Annotated in this window: 25 protein-coding genes; 11 read left to right on the forward strand and 14 right to left on the reverse strand. The window is 56.2% G+C overall.

The window, feature by feature from the left end:
• Positions 1 to 55: 55 nt before the first annotated feature.
• The 8 genes from ppk2 to guaA form a co-directional block, all read right to left on the reverse strand.
• Positions 56 to 925: a polyphosphate kinase 2 gene (gene ppk2 / locus GOV90_RS01520; protein WP_171089667.1), complete on the reverse strand. Its 870-nt coding sequence runs from the start codon at positions 923 to 925 to the stop codon at positions 56 to 58.
• A 49-nt stretch (positions 926 to 974) separates the two neighbouring features.
• Positions 975 to 1,928, reverse strand: a complete 954-nt coding sequence (locus GOV90_RS01525; RefSeq protein ID WP_171089669.1) for an alpha/beta fold hydrolase — start codon at positions 1,926 to 1,928, stop codon at positions 975 to 977.
• Positions 1,918 to 2,835, reverse strand: coding sequence for a homoserine O-succinyltransferase (gene metA / locus GOV90_RS01530; RefSeq protein WP_171089671.1), 918 nt, complete (start codon positions 2,833 to 2,835; stop codon positions 1,918 to 1,920). Before metA ends, GOV90_RS01525 begins: the two co-directional genes overlap by 11 nt.
• A gap of 36 nt (positions 2,836 to 2,871) precedes the next feature.
• Complete coding sequence (locus tag GOV90_RS01535; RefSeq protein ID WP_171089673.1) at positions 2,872 to 3,744, reverse strand: ATPase; 873 nt, start codon at positions 3,742 to 3,744, stop codon at positions 2,872 to 2,874.
• A 48-nt stretch (positions 3,745 to 3,792) separates the two neighbouring features.
• A complete protein-coding gene (locus GOV90_RS01540) occupies positions 3,793 to 4,689 on the reverse strand; it encodes a DMT family transporter (protein ID WP_171089674.1) in 897 nt (298 codons plus the stop codon).
• 100 nt (positions 4,690 to 4,789) lie between these two features.
• Positions 4,790 to 5,953: an OmpP1/FadL family transporter gene (locus GOV90_RS01545; protein ID WP_171089676.1), complete on the reverse strand. Its 1,164-nt coding sequence runs from the start codon at positions 5,951 to 5,953 to the stop codon at positions 4,790 to 4,792.
• A 127-nt stretch (positions 5,954 to 6,080) separates the two neighbouring features.
• Positions 6,081 to 6,986 (reverse strand): DMT family transporter, encoded by a 906-nt coding sequence (locus tag GOV90_RS01550; RefSeq protein ID WP_171089679.1) that lies wholly within the window; start codon positions 6,984 to 6,986, stop codon positions 6,081 to 6,083.
• A gap of 208 nt (positions 6,987 to 7,194) precedes the next feature.
• A complete protein-coding gene (gene guaA / locus GOV90_RS01555; protein ID WP_171089681.1) occupies positions 7,195 to 8,754 on the reverse strand; it encodes a glutamine-hydrolyzing GMP synthase in 1,560 nt (519 codons plus the stop codon).
• 159 nt (positions 8,755 to 8,913) lie between these two features.
• On the opposite strand from guaA, the gene GOV90_RS01560 reads away from it, so the two are divergent.
• Positions 8,914 to 9,609, forward strand: coding sequence for an MgtC/SapB family protein (locus GOV90_RS01560; protein WP_171089683.1), 696 nt, complete (start codon positions 8,914 to 8,916; stop codon positions 9,607 to 9,609).
• A 137-nt stretch (positions 9,610 to 9,746) separates the two neighbouring features.
• Positions 9,747 to 11,291 (forward strand): trimethylamine methyltransferase family protein, encoded by a 1,545-nt coding sequence (locus tag GOV90_RS01565; RefSeq protein ID WP_171089685.1) that lies wholly within the window; start codon positions 9,747 to 9,749, stop codon positions 11,289 to 11,291.
• Here the strand turns inward: GOV90_RS01565 and GOV90_RS01570 are convergent, their stop codons facing one another.
• Entirely contained in the window at positions 11,292 to 11,591 is a 300-nt protein-coding gene (locus GOV90_RS01570) for a DUF6477 family protein (protein ID WP_171089687.1), read from the reverse strand.
• Between the two features lie 240 nt (positions 11,592 to 11,831).
• Here GOV90_RS01570 and GOV90_RS01575 point away from each other — a divergent pair, with 240 nt between their 5' ends.
• Positions 11,832 to 12,914, forward strand: a complete 1,083-nt coding sequence (locus GOV90_RS01575; protein ID WP_171091143.1) for a DUF6456 domain-containing protein — start codon at positions 11,832 to 11,834, stop codon at positions 12,912 to 12,914.
• A gap of 61 nt (positions 12,915 to 12,975) precedes the next feature.
• Here GOV90_RS01575 and GOV90_RS01580 read toward each other — a convergent pair whose 3' ends face one another.
• A complete protein-coding gene (locus GOV90_RS01580; RefSeq protein ID WP_171089688.1) occupies positions 12,976 to 13,524 on the reverse strand; it encodes a peroxiredoxin in 549 nt (182 codons plus the stop codon).
• 260 nt (positions 13,525 to 13,784) lie between these two features.
• On the opposite strand from GOV90_RS01580, the gene lipA reads away from it, so the two are divergent.
• On the forward strand, positions 13,785 to 14,735 hold the full coding sequence (gene lipA / locus GOV90_RS01585; RefSeq protein ID WP_171089690.1) for a lipoyl synthase: 951 nt from the start codon (positions 13,785 to 13,787) through the stop codon (positions 14,733 to 14,735).
• Positions 14,732 to 15,889 (forward strand): amidohydrolase, encoded by a 1,158-nt coding sequence (locus GOV90_RS01590; protein WP_171089692.1) that lies wholly within the window; start codon positions 14,732 to 14,734, stop codon positions 15,887 to 15,889. Before lipA ends, GOV90_RS01590 begins: the two co-directional genes overlap by 4 nt.
• 6 nt (positions 15,890 to 15,895) lie before the next feature.
• Here the strand turns inward: GOV90_RS01590 and GOV90_RS01595 are convergent, their stop codons facing one another.
• Together GOV90_RS01595 and hpt are read right to left on the reverse strand one after the other, a co-directional pair.
• Entirely contained in the window at positions 15,896 to 16,252 is a 357-nt protein-coding gene (locus tag GOV90_RS01595; RefSeq protein ID WP_171089694.1) for a hypothetical protein, read from the reverse strand.
• Positions 16,253 to 16,372: 120 nt separating this feature from the next.
• Positions 16,373 to 16,915: a hypoxanthine phosphoribosyltransferase gene (gene hpt / locus GOV90_RS01600; RefSeq protein ID WP_171089696.1), complete on the reverse strand. Its 543-nt coding sequence runs from the start codon at positions 16,913 to 16,915 to the stop codon at positions 16,373 to 16,375.
• Between the two features lie 72 nt (positions 16,916 to 16,987).
• On the opposite strand from hpt, the gene GOV90_RS01605 reads away from it, so the two are divergent.
• Complete coding sequence (locus GOV90_RS01605; RefSeq protein WP_171089698.1) at positions 16,988 to 17,434, forward strand: type II toxin-antitoxin system RatA family toxin; 447 nt, start codon at positions 16,988 to 16,990, stop codon at positions 17,432 to 17,434.
• Positions 17,435 to 17,471: 37 nt separating this feature from the next.
• On the forward strand, positions 17,472 to 18,764 hold the full coding sequence (locus GOV90_RS01610; RefSeq protein WP_171089701.1) for an MmgE/PrpD family protein: 1,293 nt from the start codon (positions 17,472 to 17,474) through the stop codon (positions 18,762 to 18,764).
• Here GOV90_RS01610 and pyrC read toward each other — a convergent pair.
• Positions 18,761 to 19,798, reverse strand: a complete 1,038-nt coding sequence (pyrC, locus tag GOV90_RS01615; RefSeq protein ID WP_171089703.1) for a dihydroorotase — start codon at positions 19,796 to 19,798, stop codon at positions 18,761 to 18,763. The two genes, GOV90_RS01610 and pyrC, sit on opposite strands and share 4 nt — an antisense overlap.
• Before the next feature lie 161 nt (positions 19,799 to 19,959).
• Here pyrC and GOV90_RS01620 point away from each other — a divergent pair, with 161 nt between their 5' ends.
• Positions 19,960 to 20,868, forward strand: coding sequence for a MoxR family ATPase (locus tag GOV90_RS01620; RefSeq protein ID WP_171089705.1), 909 nt, complete (start codon positions 19,960 to 19,962; stop codon positions 20,866 to 20,868).
• Positions 20,869 to 20,926: 58 nt separating this feature from the next.
• Entirely contained in the window at positions 20,927 to 22,186 is a 1,260-nt protein-coding gene (locus GOV90_RS01625; protein WP_171089707.1) for a VWA domain-containing protein, read from the forward strand.
• A 4-nt stretch (positions 22,187 to 22,190) separates the two neighbouring features.
• Here the strand turns inward: GOV90_RS01625 and GOV90_RS01630 are convergent, their stop codons facing one another.
• The gene (locus GOV90_RS01630; protein WP_171089709.1) at positions 22,191 to 22,691 is read right to left on the reverse strand and encodes a hypothetical protein; all 501 of its coding nucleotides are present in this window, start codon (positions 22,689 to 22,691) and stop codon (positions 22,191 to 22,193) included.
• 228 nt (positions 22,692 to 22,919) lie between these two features.
• On the opposite strand from GOV90_RS01630, the gene GOV90_RS01635 reads away from it, so the two are divergent.
• Together GOV90_RS01635 and GOV90_RS01640 are read left to right on the forward strand one after the other, a co-directional pair.
• A complete protein-coding gene (locus GOV90_RS01635; protein ID WP_171089711.1) occupies positions 22,920 to 23,888 on the forward strand; it encodes an XdhC family protein in 969 nt (322 codons plus the stop codon).
• On the forward strand, positions 23,885 to 24,886 hold the full coding sequence (locus GOV90_RS01640) for a molybdopterin-binding protein (protein WP_171089713.1): 1,002 nt from the start codon (positions 23,885 to 23,887) through the stop codon (positions 24,884 to 24,886). Before GOV90_RS01635 ends, GOV90_RS01640 begins: the two co-directional genes overlap by 4 nt.
• Positions 24,887 to 24,898: the final 12 nt, after the last annotated feature.

A 24,898-nucleotide genomic window follows, 5' to 3' on the forward strand; every position in this document is an offset into this window, starting at 1 on the left:
AAACACGCAGATCCGTCCAACCCTGTCCGTCAAAACACTTCGTTGGAGTGCAGGGTTACGCATCCCAGACATCCGGGCCACCGCAAATCTGCGGATCAATCTTGCCGATGCTCTTCTTGTCTTTCTCATCATAGTCCAACGCATGTAGGACTGTACGGATGGCTGCAAGACGCGCACGCTTCTTATCGTCTGAACGCACGATCGTCCAAGGGCAGGCGTCGGTGTGCGATCTGGTCAGCGTTTCCGAGATCGATTCCGTATACTCATCCCATTTGTTCAGACCCGCCACATCAATCGGGCTAAGCTTCCACTGTTTGAGCGGATCCGTCTCGCGCGCCAAAAAGCGGTTCAACTGCTCGGCACGCCCGACATTGAGCCAGAATTTGAAGAGATGGATCCCGTCATTCACCAAACCCATTTCCAGCGGCAGAACTTGACGGAAGAACCTCTCACGCTCTTCCTGCGTGCAAAAACCGAAGACATTCTCGACGACACCCCTGTTGTACCAGCTCCGGTCAAAGAAAACGATTTCACCAGCGGCGGGCAGGTGGGCGATATAGCGTTGAAAATACCATTGGCTGCGTTCCGCGTCTGAAGGTTTTGCAAGCGCCACATTGCGCGCGCCGCGCGGGTTCAGGTTTTCGCGGAACCGCTTGATGGTGCCGCCTTTACCAGCGGCGTCACGCCCTTCAAAGATGATCGCCACCCGATGACCTGTTTCTTTCACCCAGGACTGCATCTTGACCAACTCAATCTGGAGAAGCTCCATCTGAGCGTCATAATCTTTGGTCTTCATCTTCTCGCGATATGGGTATGTGGCGTTTAGAATATCGCCTTTTCCCGATTTCTTGATTTCTTCCCGTACCGCCTTGGGGGCGTCTTTTTGATAATATCTTTCGATAGAACCTTTTTCGGACCGGGCCATATGTCACCTCGCGATAAAATCCATATCTTACTATGGATTAGAGCCCGGATTAACGCAAACCCGCACGCTGGGCCGCACGATCTATGGCGGCGGCGACCTCGGGGGCGGCGACCACCTGCGGCATGTGGCCGATGCCGGGCAAGTCGATCAACTCGGCCCCTGGGATTTGGTCGATCAGGCGTTCGGAATGCCATTCAAGACCAACCGTGTCGTCAGCGGTTCCGTGAATGATTTCCGTTGGTACAGAAATCTCGCCATATCTGGGCTGCAGACGGGTAATCTCATCCAGCAGATTGGCGCGTTGCTTGGCATTTGCATGCATTGAGCCACGCCGGATCGTGAGGCCGGGGCCGAAGTGCTCCGCGTACCCCTCAGGCGCGGTCTGTGGCGCAAATACTTTGTCCAACGCTTGCGCTACATACCAGTCGGGCACGAAAGAGCTGATCAGGGGCAGGACCAGCGCATTGCCTGCGGTTGTTGAGGCCAGCCGGTTAAACCCATCCAAAGGTGTTTCCCACGGGATGGCCGCAGGCGCGATCAGAACCAGGGCCGAGATGTGTTCAGGACGCGTTACTGCCCACGCAAGCGAGACCGACCCGCCATAGCTTTGGCCTGCAACGATGGGTTTTTCGGCCCCAAGCTGAGCTGCTGCCCGTTGCAGGATATCTGCCTGCTCGATGATGGTTTCGCCGTCGGGGTTGAAGCTTTCTGAATACCCCAAGCCGGGGCGGTCGAACACGATAACCCGAAAGTTCTGTGCCAGAATGGGGGCCAGCGCGAAGGTCATATCGCGCGTGTTCCCGCTAGAGCCATGGATCAGAACCACGTCCGGGCCTTCGCCCATCACAACGGCGTGTACGGCGATGCCATCAACATCAAGAACCTGACCTTCGGGTGGAAAGGCCGCTTCGGCCATCGCCTCATTCCTGGCGCTGCGCCAAGCGGTCAGCACGGCAAGGCCCAGTACGATGAGGCCAAGGAGTATGAACGCTTTACTTGCCAATTTTGCTCATATCGAAAGGCGTGGACTGGTAGATTTCGTTGATCCAGTTGCCATAGAGCAGATGCGCATGGCTGCGCCACCGGTTTTGTGGCGTTTCTGATGGATCATCATCCGGGTAATAGTTGATCGGCACGTTGATTGGTGTGCCATTTGCTACGTCCCGGTCATATTCCTGCTTCAGCGTATCGCTGTCATATTCGAAATGGTTGAAGATATAGAGCGCGCGGTGCTCAGGATCCTCGACCAGGCAAGGCCCAACATCGTCGCTGCCCAATAGAGTGTTCAAACCGGGGGCGCTGTCGATTTCACCCTGTTTCATCTCTGTCCAGCGGCTGACAGGGATCACGCAGTCGTCTGAGAACCCGCGTAAAAACGGCGAGGCCGGGTTCAGGTTCCGGTGACGGAAACAACCAAACGCCTTGGCGTCCAGCATGTGTTTTCGCACGCCGTGGAAATGGTTGATCATCGCCATTCCGCCCCAACAAACACCAAAGGTCGAATGAACATTCGTCTGCGTCCACTCGAAGACTTCGCTGATTTCGTCCCAATAAGTAACGTCACCAAATTCCAGATGCTCGATCGGAGCGCCCGTGATGATCAGGCCGTCGAACTTCTCGTCTTTGACCTCCTGAAAGGGGCGGTAGAACTCAGACATATGCTCGGCCGCAGTGTTTTTGGTACGGTGTTCGGTCATGCGGATCAGGGACAGGTCGATCTGCAAGGGGGTTGCACCGATCAGGCGCGCGAACTGGTTTTCCGTCTGGATTTTCTTGGGCATCAGATTCAGCAATCCAATGCGCAACGGGCGGATATCCTGACGCATGGCCTGATCTTCGTCCATAACCATGACGCCCTCTTTGGTCAGGACGTCAAAAGCGGGAAGATCAGATGGGATTTTGATGGGCATGTGTCAGACTTCGAAGAGAGTAAGGAAAACTGCTAGTTAGGCGTTCTTGGGTTCGTTCTCAAGGGTGCGTTCGATCAACTCATCGAAATCACCGGCGTCGCGGATCTTGCCGATATCATCGGCTGCAATCGTCACACCCCAGTTCTTGGCCATCGCCTCATAGCGCGGTTGGCGGTGCGCCAGAGCCTGCGCATAGGTCCAGCGAACGAAATCGTCAGGGTCCACATCAGATTCGGCACACCCTTTTTGATCCAGATACTCGGCCCATGTGCGGGTCAGGAAATCTGCCTGATAAGACATTGGTTTCGGTGCTTTATCGAACCTGCGCACCAATTCGGCTGTATGACCTTCATCCCCCTGCAACCAGATCATCAGGGTTTGGCGCGACAGTTCTGACAAGATCTGATCTTTGGGATCCTCGGGGTCGACCCATTCACAGATCGAGCCACCCGTATCACAGATAAAGTGCGGGTATTGATACAAACGCTCGGCGCGGTCGATAAAATATTCGGTATCCAAAAGGGCGTGGATCTCGGCCAGACGAAACTGCTCCTGCCGGCGGCGGTACTCTGGCATTTCCAACCCGCCAAGCGCCGGATTGCCCGGTTTGCCAAGATAGGCGGCAACAGGGGTCAGGTTTTCAAACGAGATATTCGAGCCGATATAGATCGAGTCCGACAACAGTAGGTCGCGCAGGAACGGAACCTTCATAGCCTCGGCCTTGGCGTTGTCGGTGATGTATTCACCCATGTAACGCGTGCCGATCCGGTAATCGATCGAGTAGTGGAACCAGTTCCCCGAATCCCTGAGGATGTTCGAGACATACGTTTTGCCCAGGCCGGACATGCCAAAGAACAGCACTTTCTTACGACGTGCGGTGCGCCAGTCTTCGGCTGAGGAGTAGATCATTATGCGCTGTCCCTTTTTTGCCTTTGCTAAATCGGGCAACGGGCGGCGTCAATCACGACGGCCAGAGTGATTGAGAACCAAAAGACCTGCGGCAAGAATAGCAAAGCCAAAATAGGCATTGGGCGACAAGGCTTCGCCACGCAGTAACGCCCCCAATACGATGGCGACTGGGGGAATCACCAGCGTCACCAACATTAGGTTGCCGCTGCCGGCCATGGCCAGAACACGGTAGTACAAAAGGTACGCCCCGGCAGTTGCAAAAATTGCGTAATAGCCAATGGCCGCCCAGGTGATTGCTGGCAGCGCAAGACTTGGCAAACCATCCGTTATCAGGGTTAGCGGCAGCACCAAGATGGTCGATCCGGTCAACATGCCTGCTGCGGCAACGATTGGGGGAAGATCGGTCAGCGCATATCGGGCCCATGCGGCTGCGAAAGCGTATGATACTGTTCCAGCCAGAACAGCAAGCTGGGCTGTGCTTTGCAGGCTGAACGCTGTGAAGTTTTGTACGCCAATTGCAATCGTGACGCCGACGAAGCCCAGACAAACGCCAATCAGTCGGGATTTTGTCAGCCGTTCATCGCGAAAAAAAATAGCTGCAACCAGCACCCCAAACACGGCGGTCGAGGCGTTCAGGATCGCGGTCAGGCCGGTGTCGATGTAAAGTTGCCCCCAGGCCATCAGACTGAAAGGGATCACGTTGTTAAGAAGACCCATGACCAGGAAGGCAGCCCAAACCCTTGGAGCACGCGGAAATTCGTGCCCCTGAGCCCAGACCACCAGCCAAAGCACCAGCATGGCCCAGAACGTCCGATGAAGCACGGACGTCATGACCGGAATAGTATCCAGCGCGATCCGGATTGAGACAAAGGACGCGCCCCAGATGATGCCAAGTAGCAAAAGCTCGGCCCACGCGCGGGGCGAAAGGTGTTTTTGTGCATTCATGGCGTCACTGTCTCATTCGGAAGGTGAAACTGCGACCCGGTTCTTGCGAAAAAGCCCCGCTGAAACAGCGGGGCTTTGACATGTTCTAAGATGGTGGCGATCAGTTCAGAGCGTAGGTGATCTGGAACCCAACACTCCAGGCGCTGTTGCCCGTGAATGTTGCGCGCGCACCGGGGCCAGCGCCGTCTGCTGTTGCGTCGCCAATATCCGTATAGCGAATGCCGCCAGAAATCTGTGCATTTTCAAGCGAGTAGGTGCCACCTACGCCAATGCTCCAGAAACCGTCGGTCGGGCCGAGGTTTGAAACCGGTGTACCTTGAGACGACTCGTAGCCAAGAGTCACAGCGCCGGAGAACTCTTCCGAGAACTGGTAGCCCAGTCCCAATGAGTAGGTGAAGGTGGCATCGTCATAGTCAACAAGGTTGCTGGCCAGCGGATAGTTTGGCGGATTGTAGACCAACTGTGGCCAGTCGACCCAACGAACAGATCCGAACAGAAGGGTTTTCGGGGCAACACCTGTCTGGAAGTCCAGATTGACGGATTGTGGCGTTTCAATTTCGCTGTTTGAGTTGAACGTCGCAACCGTTCCCGGTGGGATTGGGGGAATTGGCGGTGGGTTCAGAGATTCGGTCTGTGAAAGATCGTGGCTGATCTTCGAGTTGTAGGTCAGAGACACACGGGCCGCGATCTCGGGCTTTTCCCAGGCTACACCGATTACGTATCCAAACGCTGTATCGGCGTTCGTATCTACGTTATAGCCTGCGACAAGCGGTACGGTGACTGATGCTTCAACGCGCTGCGCGCGAATGCCGCCGATTGCGCTAAAGCCTCCGTCGAATTTATAGCGCAGCAATGCAGTGATCGCGTCGGTGTCCGCTGTTGCTCTCAGAACGTCAGTCCGACCGCCTGGAATTGGGTTTATCGACAGCGGATAGCTGGCTGCATACTGGATGTCAGCACCAAACGGCTGGTCATACATGATTGCAAAATCGAGTTTTTCGGTCAGGGCCGCCTTGTAGCCTAGGTGCGGCGTGAAGAAATCATTAGCCACTTCGCCAGAGTCCTGAGGCTGGCCAATGTTTGGACCCGCCAACGCGGGCATAGTGCCGCTCACACTCGGATCAGTGTAGCCAAGACGGAATTGAACAACTGAACCTTCTTCGAAAATCAAATTGATCCCCTGACCGCTTCGGTCAAGGCCACCTGCATGGGCAGTTGCTGCCCCAACGCACAGCGCGCAGGTTGTAAGTAGCGTTTTTTTCATTCTGTCCTCCCTATGGGTCTCCTGCGGGTTATGTTGGCGACTGTTGTGAGTGAAATGATCGCCTGCCCGTTTTATTCCGCACGATACTTTCTTTTTGGTTACTTTAAGGTCAACTGGTGACGGAGCGTTACTTGGTGCGACTCATGTTTGGAGTTGTTGCCAAATTGCTACGATTTTCGGACCAGATGTTTAAGAAGATGCCAGAGAAAATGACCACAGCGCCGATCATGACCCAATGGTCGATGGGCTCGTGATACAGGATCATCCCGACCACTGCGATCGTGGGAAGACGGGCAAAGTCGAAGGGAACCACGACAGTGGCCGGGGCAATGGCCAGGGCATTGGTGATACAGAAATGCGCCAGTAATCCGGCTAGCCCAACAAGAACCAGATAGGGAGCAGTGTTTGTGTTTGGCAGTGAAATCTGACCATCGAATCCGGCCGCTGCGGCACCCAGGACAGCCTGCATGGCCGTCAGCCAGAAGACGATGCATCCAATACTTGCAAACCGGGTGAGTTTCTTGGTGGTAATTGTTGTAAACGCGAAGAAAACAGCAGAAAGCGCCGCGGTAACAAGACCCGGGCTTAGCGGGGCAGAACCGGGGCGAGTGACAATCAGAACGCCTGCAAACCCAATAAGCGCTGCGACTATCTTAAGTGGGGTCAGACGTTCCTTCAGGAACATAGGGGATAACAGTATGACCCAGAGTGGTTGCGTGAACTCAAGGGCAAAGACTTGTGCCAACGGCGCAACTGCTACGGCGTAGAACCAAAGGTTCTGTCCGGTGAAATGCAGTGTGTTTCGTATCGCGTGCAGCCCCAGGCGTTTCGTTGAAACCTGCGCCCAGTTCTGGGTGATTGTCAGGACAAGCGCCACAACAAGAAACCCGACGATGCTGCGATACATCATGATCTCGAACGTGTCGTGGGTGAGGCTTAACTCTCGTCCGGCAACGGCCATGGATGAAAACGAGGCGATGGCACCCGTCATCCATAGAGCAGCCTTAAAGACGTGACTTTGCCCGTGGCTCATTACTAACGCACCCAGAATTAGTCGCGTGGCCAAACATGCGATGGAGTGCAAAGCCAGGCATTAGAAAAGACAGTTAAATGTGTCTAGCAAATCAAACGCCGAAGAAGGAGTGGATGCAAGAATGTTTCAGTGTATTTCTGTGGAAGCGCGTTGAACGCACACAACATTCCGCGCGTTCCACCTTTTATCTCAGTGCGGCGTTCGCCTATCATTCCCACTCAATCGTGCCCGGCGGTTTTGAGGTAATATCATAGGTGCAGCGGTTGATGCCCTTAACCTCGTTGATGATCCGCGTCGCGGTTTCACCAAGGAACTCGTGGCTGAAGGGATAATAATCTGCGGTCATACCATCAACCGAAGTGACAGCCCGCAGCGCGCAGGCATAGTCGTAGGTACGGCCATCGCCCATGACGCCCACGGTGCGCACAGGCAAGATGGCGACAAACGCCTGCCAGATTTCATCATACAAGCCGTGCTTGCGAATCTGGTCGATATAGACGGCATCGGCTTCGCGCAGGATCTCCAGCTTTTCGCGGGTGATTTCACCGGGGCAACGAATGGCCAGACCCGGTCCGGGGAAGGGGTGGCGGCCAATGAAACTCTGCGGAAGGCCGAGTTCTCGGCCCAGTGCGCGGACTTCGTCCTTGAACAGCTCACGAAGCGGTTCGACCAGCTTCAGACCCATCTTCTCGGGCAGGCCACCCACATTGTGGTGCGACTTGATCGTCACTGACGGACCGCCCGAGAAGGACACCGACTCGATCACGTCAGGATAAAGCGTGCCCTGAGCCAGGAACTCGGCCCCTTCGATGGTGTCGGCATGTTTCTGGAACACGTCGATGAACAGCTTGCCGATGGTCTTACGCTTAGTCTCCGGGTCGCTTTGACCTTCGAGCTCGCCCAAGAACAGCTCGGATTCGTCCGCATGGATCAACTGAATGTTGTAATTGTCGCGGAACATGCCCACGACCTCTTCGGCTTCGTTCTTTCGCAGTAGACCGTGATCGACAAAGACACAGGTCAACTGATCCCCGATTGCCTCGTGAATCAGAATCGCAGCAACCGAGCTGTCGACACCACCGGACAAACCACAGATTACCTTTTTGTCGCCGACCTGCTCGCGAATCTTGCGGATCATCTCTTCGCGATAGGCGCCCATGGTCCAGTCGCCCTTGAAGCCCGCCAGTTTGACGAAGTTTTCGTATAACTTCGCGCCCTTGGGAGTGTGATGCACTTCGGGGTGGAACTGCACTGCATAGAAGTGGCGCGCAGGGTCCGCCGTGATCGCGTAAGGCGCGTTGGGCGAGGTGCCAAAGACCTCAAAGCCGGGTGCGATCTCACTGACGTGGTCGCCGTGGCTCATCCAGACCTGCTCATCCCCATCAGCGAACCAGCCATCCAGAATATCCAACGTGTTTCCGGGGGTGACAAAGGCCCGACCGAACTCGGCAGTGCCGTGACCACTTTCCACCTTGCCGCCCAGTTGATGCATCATCACTTGTTGGCCGTAGCAGATGCCAAGAATTGGAACGCCGTAATCGAATATCTCTTGCGGAGCACGGGGCGAACCCTCGCGCGTCACGCTGTCAGGGCCACCCGAGAAAATCACGGCACGGGGGGACATTTCCCGCACGAAATCCATCGTGACATTCTGGTAAGGGTGGATTTCACAATAAACATTCAGCTCACGCAGGCGGCGGGCAATAAGCTGCGTTACCTGGCTACCGAAGTCGATGATCAGAAGGCGGTCGTGGGATGTCTGGGTCATGTCTGCGCCTTAGGGCAAGCCCGGTGATTTCGCAAGGGCGACGTCCAATTCCTTTGGATTTTCGGGCCTCCACAAAAACCCAATTGTAAAAGTTTTGTAACAAAAATATGACAACCTGAAAGGATCCAAGTCTGGATTCGTCTGGATAAGGATCATGAATTGCCGATTTCGATAGAAATTGCCGCGCTGAATCTGGCGCTTGCGTTGTTTTGCGGGGCACTAATAGGGTCCGAACGGCAAGTCCGGCAGAGAATGGCCGGTTTGCGGACAAATGCGCTTGTAGCCCTGAGCGCCGCGGCCTTTGTTGTGTTTTCTGCTCTTTTTCCGGACGAAGTCAGCCCAACCCGTGTGGCCGCACAGGTCGTGTCGGGCATTGGCTTTTTAGGGGCCGGAATCATTTTCCGCCACGGATTCACGATCCACGGGCTGAACACGGCGGCAACCTTGTGGTGTTCGGCCGCTGTTGGAATGATGGCGGGGACGGGGGCTTGGTTATTCGCCTTGATGATGACTGGCTTTGTCATTTTTGTGAACCTTGGCCTTAGGCCCCTTGTCAAATGGCTCAAACGGACAACGCGCGCCGGCGTTCCGCTGACGCAGGAATTCAAGATTCTTTTGCAATGCAAAGAAGAGACGCAGGCCGATGCGCGCGTCGCGGTTCTCAAGGCGCTGGCCCAAAATGACATTCGCATCGTTGGGTTCGAGAAAGGGGACAGTGCTGACGGTTCGCAGACCATAGCGGTTCTTGTTTCGATGGAGGATCACCCCGAAGAGCTGCAGCACAAGGTGGTCGCGCCGTTGATGCTGGAGCCGAGTATCGAAAGCATTGAGTGGGATAGTGTTTCAGAGGCCTGATTAACTTTGAGGACGTGTTTGCTGCTCGGCAGGGTACCAATGTCGCTTTTCCCCCCAGAGCGCCGCAATCCCGATGCCCGAGTTCTGGTAAACCTGTATCACAAGCTCCAATCTAACCAACCAGACGGGATTTTCTCATGGCAGAGGCAAACACCCGACGCAGGGCAAGAGGTGGCGGTGGCGCCGCCCGCCGTGCCGAGCGTACCGCGGTCCGTATCGAGACCGCGAAATACATTGAACGGAACATTCCGAATTTCGAGATCCTCAATGAAGAGGCGCTTGAAATCATCGAGAACAACGCGGAAACCGTGTTGGAAGAAATCGGTGTCAACTTCGTTGACAACCCCGCTGCGCTTGAACGCTGGCGCGATGCTGGTGCGGATGTTGATGGTGAACGTGTTCGCATCCCGCGTGGCCTCGCGCGCGAGCTGATCAAAACCGCCCCCAGCGAGTTCACGCAGCACGCCCGCAACCCCGAGAAATCGGTGGTCATCGGTGGCCGCAATATGGTTCTGGCACCTGTTTACGGCCCTCCTTTTGTGCGTGATGCGCAAGGCGGCCGTCGCTATGCGACCATGGACGATTTCAACAAGTTCGTGAAACTGGCCTATATGTCCAAGTGGTTGCACCATTCGGGCGGCACGGTGTGCGAACCAACCGACATTCCGGTGAACAAACGCCACCTGGACATGCTGAAGGCGCATATGACCTTGTCAGACAAGCCTTTCATGGGATCGGTGACAGATCCTAGCCGGGCGCAGGACTCGGTCGAGATGTGCGAGATCCTGTTCGGTAAGGAGTTCGTACAGGAAAATACAGTGATGACCTCACTGACCAACATCAACTCGCCGATGACGTTTGACGATGTGATGATGGGCGCGCTGGAGGTTTATGCGCGCAACAACCAGGCTTGCATCATCTCGCCCTTTATCGTGGGCGGCGCGATGGCTCCGGTTTCGGTTGCAGGTACCCTGACGCAGGTTTTGGCCGAAGTTTTGGCTGGTGTGGCCTACAGCCAGATCATCCGACCCGGTGCGCCAGCGATCTTTGGTGCATTCGTGACCTCGATCGACATGAATTCGGGCGCACCCACCTTTGGCACGCCTGAAGCAGCACACATTACCTACGGTGCGGGTCAGTTGGCACGGCGCTTGAACCTGCCTTACCGGTCTGCAGGGTCCTTCTGTGGTTCAAAACTGCCAGACGCGCAGGCGGCTTACGAGACAGCAAACTCACTGAACATGGGCCTGTTGTCCGGCGTGAACTTCATGCTGCATTCCTGTGGCTGGCTTGAGGGTGGCCTTGTTGCCGATTTCGAAAAGTTCGTCATGGATGCAGACCAGTTGGGTATTCTGCATTCATTGGCCAAGGGTGTCGCGTACGATGGCAACGCGCAGGCCATGGACGCAATTCGCGAAGTGGGTCCTGGCGGTCACTATCTTGGTTGTGCGCACACGCAGGCAAACTTCAAGGAATCCTTCTGGAAGTCTGATCTGCTGGACTACAAGCCCTACGAAACCTGGCAGGAAGAGGGCGCACGTGACACGCGCGCATTGGCGTCCGCGCGGGTCGAGCATTTGCTGGCAAACTACCAGCAACCGCAAATGGATCCGGATACCGCCGCAGCGCTGGAAGCCTATATCGCCGAGAAAAAGGCTTCCATGCCGGATGCGTTCACCTGATCACTGAAAAGCTGAGGCGCGGTTGGCTTGATACAACTGCGCCTCACCCAACAGCGCGATAAGCAGATCCAGATGCCGCACCAGGGAATAGGCCGCATCTTCTTCTTTGCGCCGTTCGTTTACTTCTTTCTCCATCTCCATCAATCGCAGTAGGGCCTGTCCGGATCCGGGTAGCGACCCGTATCCCAGAATGCGCTGCAAGTGCCTGTCCCGATTGTAATCTCTGGCCCCGAACTTGGCCGCCCGCGCCAGCATACGAGGGCGGCGAAGGGTTGCGATCATCGTCATCAGGTCCTGCATATTTTGTCCCTTTTCCTTAAGATTTCCGGGATCCCTTGTTGCACAACCTAAGCGGGTGTTGCCTTTGCGTCAGTCTCGCCGAACGATGGTTTCACGACTGTTTATCTTTTTGAATCAAATCTGGTTTGTGCCTCGTGCGGTTAACGAACGAGTAACGAATGGACCTCTAGTTAGAATTGGTTAACCCGCATTCCGAGGGCGAAAAGTAGCAGTTTGTTTTGTCGATGAGGGCAAATAATGATGGAAAACAACATGGCTTTCACCATTCCGGCATGGGTTCCAGAGGGGGCGCAAAGATACCTTGCCCATACCGAAACCGGCCGTTCGATCCGCGATATAGCGCGATCAGCTGGATGCCATGCGTCAACCATCCTTAGGCAAATTCGACGTATCGAAATGCGTCGCGATGATCCTCTGGTTGATGCGGCCCTGCAATCGCTTGCTGAAACGCACTTTTCTGTTTCCGGCACGGGTAACAGGTCATTTGCCTCTCAGGATGAGGCTGCTGAAGAGCAGGAGTTTGAGCGCGAAGCTTTGCGTATTCTGCGTCGCCTGAGCGAAACCGGATCCGTGCTTGCTGTAGCCGAGGAGATGGACAAGGCCGTTGTTGTCCGCGACACAGGTAACAGCGCTGCAACCAGAACTGCAGTAGTCGATTGCAAGATTGCACAGGCCTTGGCGCTCAAAGACTGGATTTCCTGCGACAATCCTGGGCGTATCTCGCGTTATCGGATCTCGTCAGCGGGACGAACGGCATTAAGCCACTTGATCGCTCAGGCCGAAAACCAGGCCCGGGCCGGGACAGAGCCTGGATTCGCCGAAGCGCAAAGCGGGTTTCAGGCAAAGCCGTCAGGTGGGCTTGCTCAAAGCATTAGTCGTATTCGATATAGCGCCACGGAAAGTCCATTGACCGCTTTGGCACGGCGCCGCGATCGGGACGGAAAACCGTTTCTGGATGAAACACTCGTGAAGGCCGGAGAGCGTTTGCGCGAAGACTTCGAACTGGCGCAAATCGGTCCGCAGGTTTCTCAGAACTGGGATCATTTCCTGACCGCGGGTGGTCGCGGCACCTACGACAGTGACGCGCATGGGGGCAGGGGGTTTTCCGATGCTAGGGATAGAGTTGCGCGCGCACTGTCAGATCTGGGTCCGGGTTTAAGTGATGTTGCGCTGCGCTGTTGCTGTTTTCTTGAAGGGCTGGAACTGGCGGAAAAACGCATGGGGTGGTCGGCCCGGTCCGGCAAGATTGTCCTACGCATAGCTTTGCAGAGGCTCAAACAGCATTACAAGGATCAGGCTGAACGTGACCGCATGATCGGTTGAGAGTCACTAGAAACAAAAAGGCCCGCGCAAAGCGGGCCTTTTTCATGCCTTAAGCCAGTGATCAGGCCAATTCCGGTTCCGCCGCTGCCTGAAGATGCGTCATCAGATTTTCCGGCGAAGACACGCCATAGGGATCTTCGGGGCAGTTATCCATCAGGCCGGGCTCTTCGAACCACGCTTCGACCACGCCATCATTGACGATGGCGGCATAGCGCCACGAACGCATGCCGAAACCCAGATTGTCTTTGTCGACCAACATACCCATCTTGCGCGTGAACTCTGCCGAACCGTCCGGAATGACTTTGACGTTTTGCAAGCCTTGATCCTGCGCCCATTTGTTCATCACAAAGCTGTCGTTGACGGACATGCAGTAAATCTCGTCGATCCCTTGGGCGGTGAAATCGGAAAAGCCTTTCTCGAAACCCGGCAGTTGGTAGGTCGAGCAGGTCGGCGTGAACGCACCGGGCAATGAGAACAGGATCACGCGCTTGCCAGCGAAGTAATCGGCGGTTGTCTTGTCTTCCCAACGGAACGGGTTTGGGCCTTCAACAGCCTCGTCCCGGACACGTGTGTGGAAGGTCACGTCGGGCAGTTTCGCTCCGGTTTTCATGCTCAAGCTCCTGTGAGTCAGATGTGATCTGCGCGGGGCTTAAAACAGTTCCAAAACACCTTCAATCGAAGAAGTGCTGCGCTTGCGAAGTTTTTTCTTGCCTTTGCGCTTTGAAAACAAAAGGTAAAAATATAGTTTAGCCTTAAATCATTTTGCTTGCGGAAAATACGCGCATAGCGGCTATGCGTCGCTGGTGTAACAATGGCGACTTGTTTATGTTATAGGTACACAAAGTTGACCCAAAGTCAGGATAACAGCCCGTGCGAGATCTCAAGATCCCAGAACAACGCCATCCGGAAAAAGCGCATCGCCCGGATAACGCGCAACCCAAAAAACCGAACTGGATCAGGGTCAAGGCACCGGGTGGCAAGGGCTATGCGGATACCCGCAAGATCATGCGTGACAACAATCTGGTAACGGTTTGCGAAGAAGCGGGTTGCCCCAATGTTGGCGAATGCTGGAGCCAGGGTCACGCCACCATGATGATCATGGGTGAGATCTGTACGCGCGGCTGTACCTTTTGCAACATCGCCACCGGGCGACCTGACGAGTTGGATGCGTTTGAACCGGGTCGCGTGGCACATGCGGTTGAAAAGCTGGGCCTGAACCACGTTGTTATTACGTCGGTGGACCGCGACGACCTGAATGATGGTGGAGCAGAGCATTTCGCGCAGACCATTCGCGCAGTGCGCCACCGTTCCCCGAAGACCACGATCGAGATTCTGACACCTGACTTCCTGAAATGTGAGCCTGAGGTGTTGGAGGTTGTGGTTCAGGCGAAACCCGATGTGTTCAACCACAATCTGGAAACCGTGCCGGGTTTATACCCCGAGGTCCGACCCGGCGCGCGGTATTTTCACTCGCTGCGTTTGCTGCAACGTGTGAAAGAGCTGGACCCGTCGATTTTCACCAAATCCGGCATCATGGTTGGATTGGGCGAAGACGAACAACAAGTGCGTCAGGTCATGGATGACATGCGCGCCGCGGATATCGATTTTTTGACCATTGGTCAGTACCTGCAACCGACCCCAAAGCACCATGGTGTGGATCGCTTCGTCACGCCGGAAGAATTCGCCTCTTACGAAAAGGCGGCCTATGGAAAAGGCTTCCTGATGGTGTCGGCAACGCCTTTGACCCGTTCGTCTTATCACGCGGGTGACGATTTCGCCCGTCTGAGGACCGCGCGTCAAGAAAAGCTGCAGCAAGCGTGACCCCGGATCTTGTCGCACGGCTGACCCGCCTGCGCCGCGAATTGCATCAGAACCCGGAACTTTCGGGGCAGGAAGTGCAAACTGCGGCGCGCGTCGCTGATTTGTTGCGCGAAGCCGGAGCAGATCGAGTTCTGACGGGCATCGGGGGACATGGGGCTGCCGGTGTTTTCGAAAGCGGACAACCGGGTCCAACTCTAGCCATTCGGTGCGAGTTGGATGGCCTTCCGATCCAGGAAGTGGCTGATCTGCCTTATGTCTCGCAAACAGATGGCAAAGGGCATCTCTGCGGCCATGACGGCCATATGACAATGGTTCTGGGTGTCGCTGACGCTTTGGGTCACAAACGTCCAAATTCCGGTCGTGTCGTTTTGATTTTCCAGCCTGCCGAAGAGACAGGGCATGGCGCGGTCGCATTCCGGGCAGATTCCCAGTTTGCCGGAATTTCCCCGGACATCGTGTTGTCCTTGCACAACTTACCGGGGTTGGAGCTTGGAGCGGTCGAACTCTGTACCGGTCCGGCAAACTGTGCCTCGCGCGGTATGCAGGTTGTGCTGACGGGTAAGACCTCGCACGCGGCTGCGCCTCAAGATGGCGTGTCACCAGCGGGTGCCTTGGCCAAACTAATGCCAGCCTTGGCTGATTTGGGGGCGGGTGGCGACTTGAACGACGACTACGCCTTAACCACCGTCACGCACGCCAATCTGGGCGAGCGCACTGTGGGTGTTGCCCCCGGACGAGCTGAATTGTGGGTGACGCTGCGCACAGTCTCGGACCAACGGATGACGCGCCTGATCGACGAAGCTGAAGCGATGGTCCGCAAGACGGCGCAGGACGAGGGACTTTCGGTGGAGATTTCTTACGATGAGGTCTTCGAAGCTTGCGTCAATCACCCGGAAACCGTCTCAATTCTGAAGCGATCCTGTGTTGATCAGGGAATTAAATGCCGGTTGGTCGATCAGCCGCAGCGATTTTCCGAGGATTTCGGGCAGTTTGGCAAAAGCGCAAAAGCCGCGATGTTCTGGTTGGGATCGGGTTGGGATCATCCCCAACTGCACAATCCGGACTATGATTTTCCAGATGCGTTGATACCCGTAGGTGTTGGGATCTTCCTTAACGCTATTGATGCCACTCTTGGAAGGCGATCGTCAGTTTGAATTCATTCAGTTGGCGAGATCACCAACAATTCCAACGGCTTCTATGACTGTTTTTGTGTCATCCGATATCGACAAAATCTCGTCGTCCACCCGAATATATCTTTGACCCGGGCCCAGTGGCTTGAGCTTCCAATTGTCGAGATCGTCAATGTAGTCAAATCGCAAGTCATCCGGCAACTTTTGGCCGCGCGTATATCTTTTGATTTGGCCGGGTGGAACCGCCTTGCCGTTTGACTTGATGGCTTTTTCCACCTTGTTTTTGTTGGCCCCTTGCCCTTTGCCTTTGTTGTCCTTTGCAGCGCCTGCACTGGCAAGAGCTACGACCGCCATAACAACACCAACTGTCGCGACAATACGCTTCATCAACAGATCTCCATCGTTTTAAAGAACTTTAGAGGAAAATATGAGCTTATGTCTATTTATATTCAGATAGCAGAATGGTTGGTTGGGAACCTACCCAAAAAGCAGTGAGTGAAGGCCAACCTATTCGCCCGTAAACCGAACTTTGCCGATAAACGGCAGATTTCTGTTTCGCTGCGCGTAGTCGATGCCGTAACCGACCACAAATTCGTCCGGGATCTCGAACCCGATCCAGTCTGAGCGGAAATCCACTTCACGACGACTTGGCTTGTCGAGCAGAGCAATGGATTTCAAGCGTGCAGGTTTGCGGCTTTGAAGAAGTTTGGTGACATGATTCAGCGTGTGACCTGTATCCACAATATCTTCAACGACCAGCACATCACGCCCTTCAATTGCGCCACGCAAGTCCTTGAGAATACGAACTTCCCGACTGCTTTCCATGGCGTCGCCGTAAGATGACGCCTCAAGGAAATCCACTTCGATCGGCAAATCCAATTCGCGGACCAGATCGGCGATAAAAACAAAACTGCCGCGCAACAAGCCCACGACAACCAGCTTGTCGGTGTTGCCGAATTCTGCTGTGATTTCGCGACAGAGCTCTTCAATTCTGGCAGCGATGGCCTTGGCCGAGATCATCTCATCTATCACATATGCGCGGTCAGTCATCGTTGCCCCCTTGATCTTTGGCGCGCAACATACGACATGACGCGCCATTGTCACCTGCAAATACCGGACGTCATGCCTATCCATTCGGAAACTCGCCACCTGCCATACACGGCCCAGCAGATGTATGATCTGGTGGCGGACGTGGCCAAGTATCCGCAGTTTCTACCGTGGTGCGCTGCAGCTCGTATCCGCAAGACATATTCAGTGGGCGAAGCGCAGGTGATGGAAGCTGATCTGGTCATCTCGTTCAAAGTGTTCCGCGAACGTTTTGGCAGCCGGGTGACTCTGTTTGCAGACCAGAAGAAGATCGATACCGAGTATCTGGATGGCCCCTTCAAATACATGAAGTCCGACTGGCAATTCGAGGATGCGCCGGATGGAGGCTGCAATATCTCGTTCCACGTGGATTTCGAGTTCAAGAACGCGATTCTGCAGGGGATCATTGGCGTCGTGTTCAACGAAGCCATGCAAAGGATCGTACGTGCGTTCGAGGCGCGGGCCCAAGAACTCTACGGCTAGGTCTTTACGCCGCAATTGCGCTCGCTAGACTGCGCCCATGACGGAATTCACTACATCATTGGCCGCGTTTGCGGCGGGACCGATTTCAACAACATCTCAGGCGCGGATTGTGACGTCTCTGTCCTTGCTGGACTGGGTTGCGGTTGGTCGAGCGGGTGCGAACGAACCTGTCTCATCCATCATTCGCAAGATGGTTCTGGACGAGGGTGGCCAGGCACAGGCCCATCTATTTGGCGGAGGTGAAGCGCCATTGCGCGGAGCCGCGTTGGTGAATGGCACAGTGTCTCATGCGCTGGATTACGACGACACGCATTTTGCCCATATCGGGCATCCGTCTGTTGCCATCCTTCCGGCGGCGCTTGCTGTGGCCGAGTGGGATGATCGTATTCTGGTCGACTTGCTCGAAGCCGCTTTGATTGGGATGGAAACCTCAATTCGTGTTGGCCTGTGGTTGGGTCGGGGCCACTATCAGGTCGGGTTTCATCAGACAGCCACGTCTGGTGCATTTGGGGCCGCCGTCGCCGCAGGGCGATTGTTGGGCTTCGATATAAACCAGATGCGATCCGTTTTGGGTCTGACCGCCACCCGTGCAGCCGGACTGAAGGCGCAGTTCGGGACGATGGGCAAGCCATATAACGCGGGCCTTGCGGCGTCAGCCGGGATCGAAACAGCTTTGCTGGTTCATCACGGGTTTCAGGCCAATGCCGATGCGCTGGAAGGGCCTTTTGGATTTGGCGCAACTCATCAGGGCGCGACGGATTTAAGCGCGCTGGACGGTTTGGGCGATGAATGGTTGTTCGAAAGCGTCAGTCACAAATTCCATGCCTGCTGTCACGGCTTGCACGCTGCGCTCGAAGCGGCACGGGAACTGGACATCGCCGAGCCTGAAGTGGCCGAGATCAAGATCAAAACCCATCCGCGTTGGATGAGTGTGTGCAATCAGCTGACACCTGCAAGCGGGTTAGGGGCTAAATTCTCATATCGCACTGTCATCGCGATGCAGGCCTTGGGATATGATACCGCCTTGCCCGGCAGTTATACGGATAAGGTTTGCGCTGACCCACGCATTACGTCCTTGCGCGACCGCATCACTGTTGAAGCAGATGAAAGCTTGTCAGAGACACAGGCGCATTTGGCCTTGCTGCGCCGCGACGGTATTCGTCGTGAGGCAACGCATGATCTGCTGACCCCAATGTCACTGTCTGACCGCGAGGATCGTGTACGTGCCAAAGCGGCCAAGTTGATCGGCACGGATGAGGCGGACGCGATCTGGTCAATGCTGCGCACTGGAGGTCGCGCCCGCGATCTGGCTGTCAAACTGACAGGTTAAACCACGCGCCAATGCAACGGAAAGCCGGGGTCGAAAACGGTGACGGGTCCGTCTCCGGTTTCGATCTTGTCGGGGTATTCGACCGGCTCGCCCTTGGTCAGCGTGATGGTGTCCTCGTTCACGGGCATTCGATAGAAAGCGGGACCATTCAGCGACACAAAGCCTTCCAGCTTGTCCAATGCACTTTCGCGGTCGAACATCTCGGCCACCAGGGACATAGTGTTGGTTGCCGTGAAGCATCCCGCGCAACCACAGGCCATTTCCTTGTTGTCATCCGTATGCGGAGCGCTGTCGGTGCCAAGGAAATAACGCGGATCGCCCGAGGTGGCGGCTTTCAGCAACTCCAACCGATGCTCTTCGCGTTTAGCGACGGGCAGGCAGTAATAATGCGGTTTGATCCCGCCAACCAGAATGTGGTTGCGGTTGATGATCAGGTGATGCGCTGTGATTGTCGCGCCCAGGTCTGCCTCATTGGCTTTGACATACTGAACACCGTCTCGGGTGGTGATATGTTCCATCACCACGCGCAGACCCGGAGTGGCCTTGCGGATTGGGTCCAGTACACGGTCGATGAACACGGCCTCACGGTCAAAAATGTCAATCTCCGCGTCGGTGACTTCACCGTGCACACACAGGGGCAAGCCAATCTCGGCCATACGCTCCAGCACAGGACGCACGTTGTCAAAGTTCCGCACACCGGAATGCGAGTTGGTCGTAGCCCCTGCGGGGTACAGCTTCACGGCCTTGACCAAACCGCTTGCATGGGCAGCCGCCAGATCGTCTGGGTCCGTATCCTCGGTCAGATAAAGTGTCATCAACGGCTCAAACGTCATATCGTCGGGCAGCGCGGCCATGATGCGGTCGCGATACGCTGCGGCGTGCGCGCCGATGACGACCGGGGGCACCAGATTGGGCATGATGATCGCACGGCCAAAATGGCGTGCAGTTTCGGGCAGAACGGCCTGCAGCATGGCGCCATCGCGCAGATGCAGATGCCAGTCGTCGGGGCGGCGGATCGTGAGGGTATCGGTCATGGCTTTCCGCTAGCATAGCTGTTTAAAAAGACCAACCGCGACCGCGCGCCTTGGCAAAAAAACTTGTCAACCAACCCGAACGTCGTAGCTGTGTCTTGGCGCGAGGTCTTGACGCGCAGGTCGGTGCATGACCTGTTTGTCCGCTAAGGAGAGAGGGGTCCATGACGCAACCAAATTCAATTGATGCCGTGCAGCAGATGTTGGGAGCCCAGGGCTATGTCTGTGGACGCGCCCTTGCGACTGTTGTTTTTCTGTCGTTGAAACTGGGCCGACCGCTGTTTCTGGAAGGTGAAGCGGGCGTTGGGAAAACCGAGATCGCCAAAGCGCTGGCCGCGGGGTTAAATCGTCGCCTGATCCGCCTGCAATGCTACGAAGGTCTGGATGCGTCCTCCGCCGTTTACGAATGGAACTTTCCCGCGCAGATGGTGGCGATCCGTACGGCTGAGGCGTCGGGCGGGGCGGACCGAAGCGCGCTTCAGGCAGAATTGTTCTCTGACGAATACCTGATCGAACGCCCCTTGTTGCAAGCGATGCGGCCTGATGAACATGGCGCGCCGGTTCTGCTGATCGACGAGCTGGACCGCACCGACGAACCTTTCGAAGCCTTCCTGCTTGAGGCCCTCAGCGATTTTCAGGTCACGATCCCGGAACTCGGCACCGTCAAAGCGCCCGTGCCGCCCGTTGTCATTGTCACGTCAAACCGCACGCGCGAGGTGCATGACGCCCTCAAACGCCGCTGCCTTTATCATTGGGTCGATTACCCGGACTTCGAGCGCGAGATGGCAATCCTGCACGCCCGTGCACCTGAAGCGGCTGATGCGCTCAGCCGTGAGGTCGTGGCCTTTGTTCAACGACTACGCACCGAGGACCTGTTCAAGAAACCTGGTGTGGCCGAGACCATTGACTGGGCCAAATGCCTGCTGGCGCTGGATGTGATGAACCTCAGCCCAGAGGTGATCGGCGACACTCTGGGCGCAATCCTGAAATACCAGGACGACATCCAGAAACTGCAAGGGTCCGAGGCGAAACGCATTCTGGACGAGGCCAAGGCCACCCTCGAACCGGCCTGATGCTTCATCTTTTCACAAATACTCCGGGGGTATGGGGGCAGAGCCCCCATGGATGCTGATGGCAGAACAACTCCCTCTGGACATACCGGACAACCCAAAGCTGGCGCAGAATATCACGCACTTCGCCCGTGCCCTCAGAAAGGCGGGTTTGCCAATTGGCCCAGGGCGCGTGATTGATGCCATCAACGCCGTGCAGGCGGCTGGGTTTACTAAGAAACGGGACTTTTACTGGACGCTGCACGCCTGTTTTGTGAACCGCCCGGAACATCGAACGGTGTTCGCGCAAGTCTTCCGAATGTATTGGCGCGATCCACGATACATGGAACACATGATGGCCATGATGCTGCCCGCCATTCGCGGCGTGCAGGAAGAGCGTAAAGCGGATGCGGGAGAAAAACGGGCGGCCGAGGCACTGTTGGACGGCGTCGAACGGGATATGCCTGAACCTGCCGCGCAAGACGAAGGCGAAACTGAAATCGAGATAGACGCCACTCAGACGGCGTCATCCGAGGAACGACTGCGCAATCTGGATTTTGAGCAGATGAGCACCGCTGAAATAGCGCAAGCCAAACGCGTCTTGGCGCGGATGACTCTGCCGGTCAAACCCATCGAATCCCGCCGGGGGCAGGCAAGTCATCTCGGGCACCGCATAGACCGGGCCCGCACTTTGCGCGGGGCTATGCGGCAAGGCGGCGAGCTGCACGACATTTACAGGCTACGGCCCAAGCCACGCTGGCCTAACCTTGTGGCGTTGTGTGATATCTCAGGATCGATGAGCCAGTACAGTCGGATTATCCTGCATTTCCTGCATACGGTATCGAACGCCAAGGGGGCGGGCTGGGCCAAAGTTTATGCTTTCACTTTCGGCACCCGCCTGACCAACATCACCCGACATTTACGTCAACGGGATGTGGATGCAGCGCTTGCCGCTGCCGGGGCCGAGGCGCAGGATTGGGAAGGCGGCACGCGCATAGGAGAGTGCCTTCACCAATTCAACCGTGACTGGTCGCGCCGCGTCATGGGGCAGGGGGCGGTTGTCTTGCTCATTACCGATGGGTTGGAGCGGGGCGATCCTAAGGTTCTGCAGAAAGAGATCGAGCGCCTGCACCTGTCTTCAAAACGGCTGATCTGGCTGAATCCGTTGCTGCGCTGGGACGGGTTCGCCCCAAAAGCGCAAGGCGTGGCGACCATGCTGCCGCATGTGGACAGTTTCCGGGCAGGGCATTCCATTGCCTCACTCGAAGACCTGGCCGACGTGATCTCAAAACCCGACGACCAGGGTCAGAAAGCCCGGCTGATGGCCGCGCTTTCCGGTTAGTCGATTACGACAGCTGCTCGTCATTGCACTTACGCGCCATTTCCATGGCTTTGTATGTGCCGGTCAGATCCACGGTGAAGGCATACGCTGTCTCGGGGAACACGATCATGACCTTTTTCTTGGCCAGATCGTCCGCGAATTGAGGGTTGTCCGACAGAATGTAACCACCTGAATAACCCTTGGTGATGTTGCCTTTCATACCAGTGGCTTCACCCAAGTAGATGTTGTCACCAATCAGGATGGCAACCTCTTGCGTCTCACCCCGTTTGATATCGGTATCGGCTTTGGTGAATACGCCGACATAACCGACGCTGCGATCTTCGGTCAGACCCATCTGCACGACGTTTTCCGCATCATCCACGGCCTCAATCAGGCAGGATTTCCGTTCATTGTCGATGAAGACTTTCCAGCCCTCAACTTCTCCATACCGTTGGAATGTGTCAGCCCACGCCGCCGTCGAGGCCAAAAGACCTACTGCGGCACCCAGTGTCAAAAAACGTTTCAACTGCTTGTCTCCGATATATAAATTTTGGATACGCAGTCCGGTATAATACCGGTTGCATGTGCAAGCTAGAGCTCTGACACCTAACAATCAATCCTATGATTTGTTGAATGTGGTTCAGCCATTGATAGCGTTGAAAAAGAGCAGACATAGACCTTTTGGCAAGACTGCTGCGCTTTTCTTCGCGTCAATCCTGCCTATGTTGGAAACGGGTGACATCTGGAGGGTTTGATGGAGCGATTCGACAACAGCCCGGAAACGGCTTTGGACTGGCACCGCAGCGGGCGGGGCGCGGCCCTGGCGACCGTTGTCGAAACCTGGGGCAGCGCGCCGAGACGCGTAGGGTCTCAACTGGTGATCGGTGGCGACGGGCGGATTGAAGGCTCGGTTTCCGGCGGCTGCGTAGAGGGTGCGGTGATCGTTGAATCGCTTGAAGCCTTGGATGAGGGCGAAGCCCGGCTTTTGGAATTTGGTGTCAGCGACGAGGATGCCTTTGCCGTTGGTCTGGCCTGCGGCGGAACGATCCGTGTTCTGGTCGAACCCATTGGAAAGGTCCTGCCCGAGCCCATGCTGGCCGAACTGGTTGCGGCGCGCGCCGCACGCGCGCCGGTGGCGTATGAAGTGAATACAAACACCGGGCACAGGGCTTTGCGCCGCAACGCGTATGCGGAACGGCTGCGTATGGATCGGTCCGGTTTTGAGGAGGACGGCGAAACCTTTGTGGCGGTTCACAACCCACCTTTGCGGCTGATCGTTGTGGGTGCCGTCCATATCGCACAGGCACTTGTACCGATGGCGCGCATTGCGGGCTATGATCCGGCCATCATCGATCCGCGCGATGCCTTTGCATCCAGCGCGCGATTTCCGGGGGAAACGATCCTGACTGATTGGCCGGACGAAGCGGTGGCCAAGCTGGGGCTGGACGCGCGGACCGCCATTGTCTTGCTGACCCATGATCCCAAGCTGGACGACCCGGCGCTGCAAGCGGCACTTGATGCAGGTGTATTTTATATCGGCGCTCTGGGCTCGACGCGCACCCATGCCAAACGGGTGGATCGCATGAAAGCTGCAGGGTTCACTGAGGAACAGATTTCCAGAATTCACGGCCCGATCGGATTGGATATTGGTGCTGCGGGACCTGCAGAAATCGCCGTTGCTATTCTTGCTCAGATGACAGCGGTCTTGCGGGGCAAAGCATGAGGTTTGGCCCGGTTCCCGTAGCGCAGGCCGAAGGGGCCATTCTGGCGCATTCGGTCACTGCAGGTGGGCGCAAGCTGCGAAAGGGACTGGCATTGCAGCCCGAACATATCGTGCAGTTGACGCAAGCTGGTCTAAGCGAAGTCATTGTCGCACAGCTTGATACCGGTGACTGCCATGAGGACGAGGCCGCACGTAACTTGGCGGCAGCCCTTGCGCCTGATGCTGCCGCAGCCAACCTGCGCGTGACCGAGGCGTTTACCGGGCGGGTCAACCTTTTGGCCGATGGACCGGGGGTGGCCGTTCTGGATGTCGCTGCGCTTGAGCAGTTCAACCAAGTCAATCCGATGATCACAGTGGCCACGGTGCCCCAGCATCAGCAAATGGGACCAGGTGGTATGGTGGCGACCATCAAGGTCATCTCTTACGCTGTGCCGGCAGAGGATGTCCAACGCGCCGCCGGTTTGGCACAGGGCGCAATACGTTTGGCGCGTCCGGTTCACCAAACAGCCGGGCTGATCGTGACGGACATTCCGGGCGGACCATCAAATGAGAAAGGGATTGCCGCCATTCGAGGGCGGGTCGAGTTGCTGGATATGAACCTGTGTGATGTGCAGATCGTTCCGCACCGGGTCGAAGCTCTGGCCGAAGCAGTCTCGCAAAGCGATGGGGATGTGCTGATGATCCTGACAGGGTCTGCGACGTCGGACACTGAAGATGTAGCACCGTCGGCTGTGCGTCTGGCTGGCGGGCAGGTGGATCGCTTTGGAATGCCGGTGGATCCGGGAAACCTGTTGTTTTTAGGCGCTTTGCAAGATCGCCCGGTGATTGGATTGCCCGGTTGCGCGCGCTCTCCGGCGTTGAACGGTGCCGATTGGGTTCTATCCAGGATCGCGTGTGGAATTGAGACTAGGGGTGCAGACATCGCAGCGATGGGGGTTGGCGGGCTTCTCAAGGAAATCCCGACCAGACCGCAGCCCCGTGCCAAACGTAAAACCTAGCCGTATAGCTGC

This window comes from Ruegeria sp. HKCCA5929 (assembly GCF_013034525.1).
Lineage (GTDB): Bacteria > Pseudomonadota > Alphaproteobacteria > Rhodobacterales > Rhodobacteraceae > Ruegeria.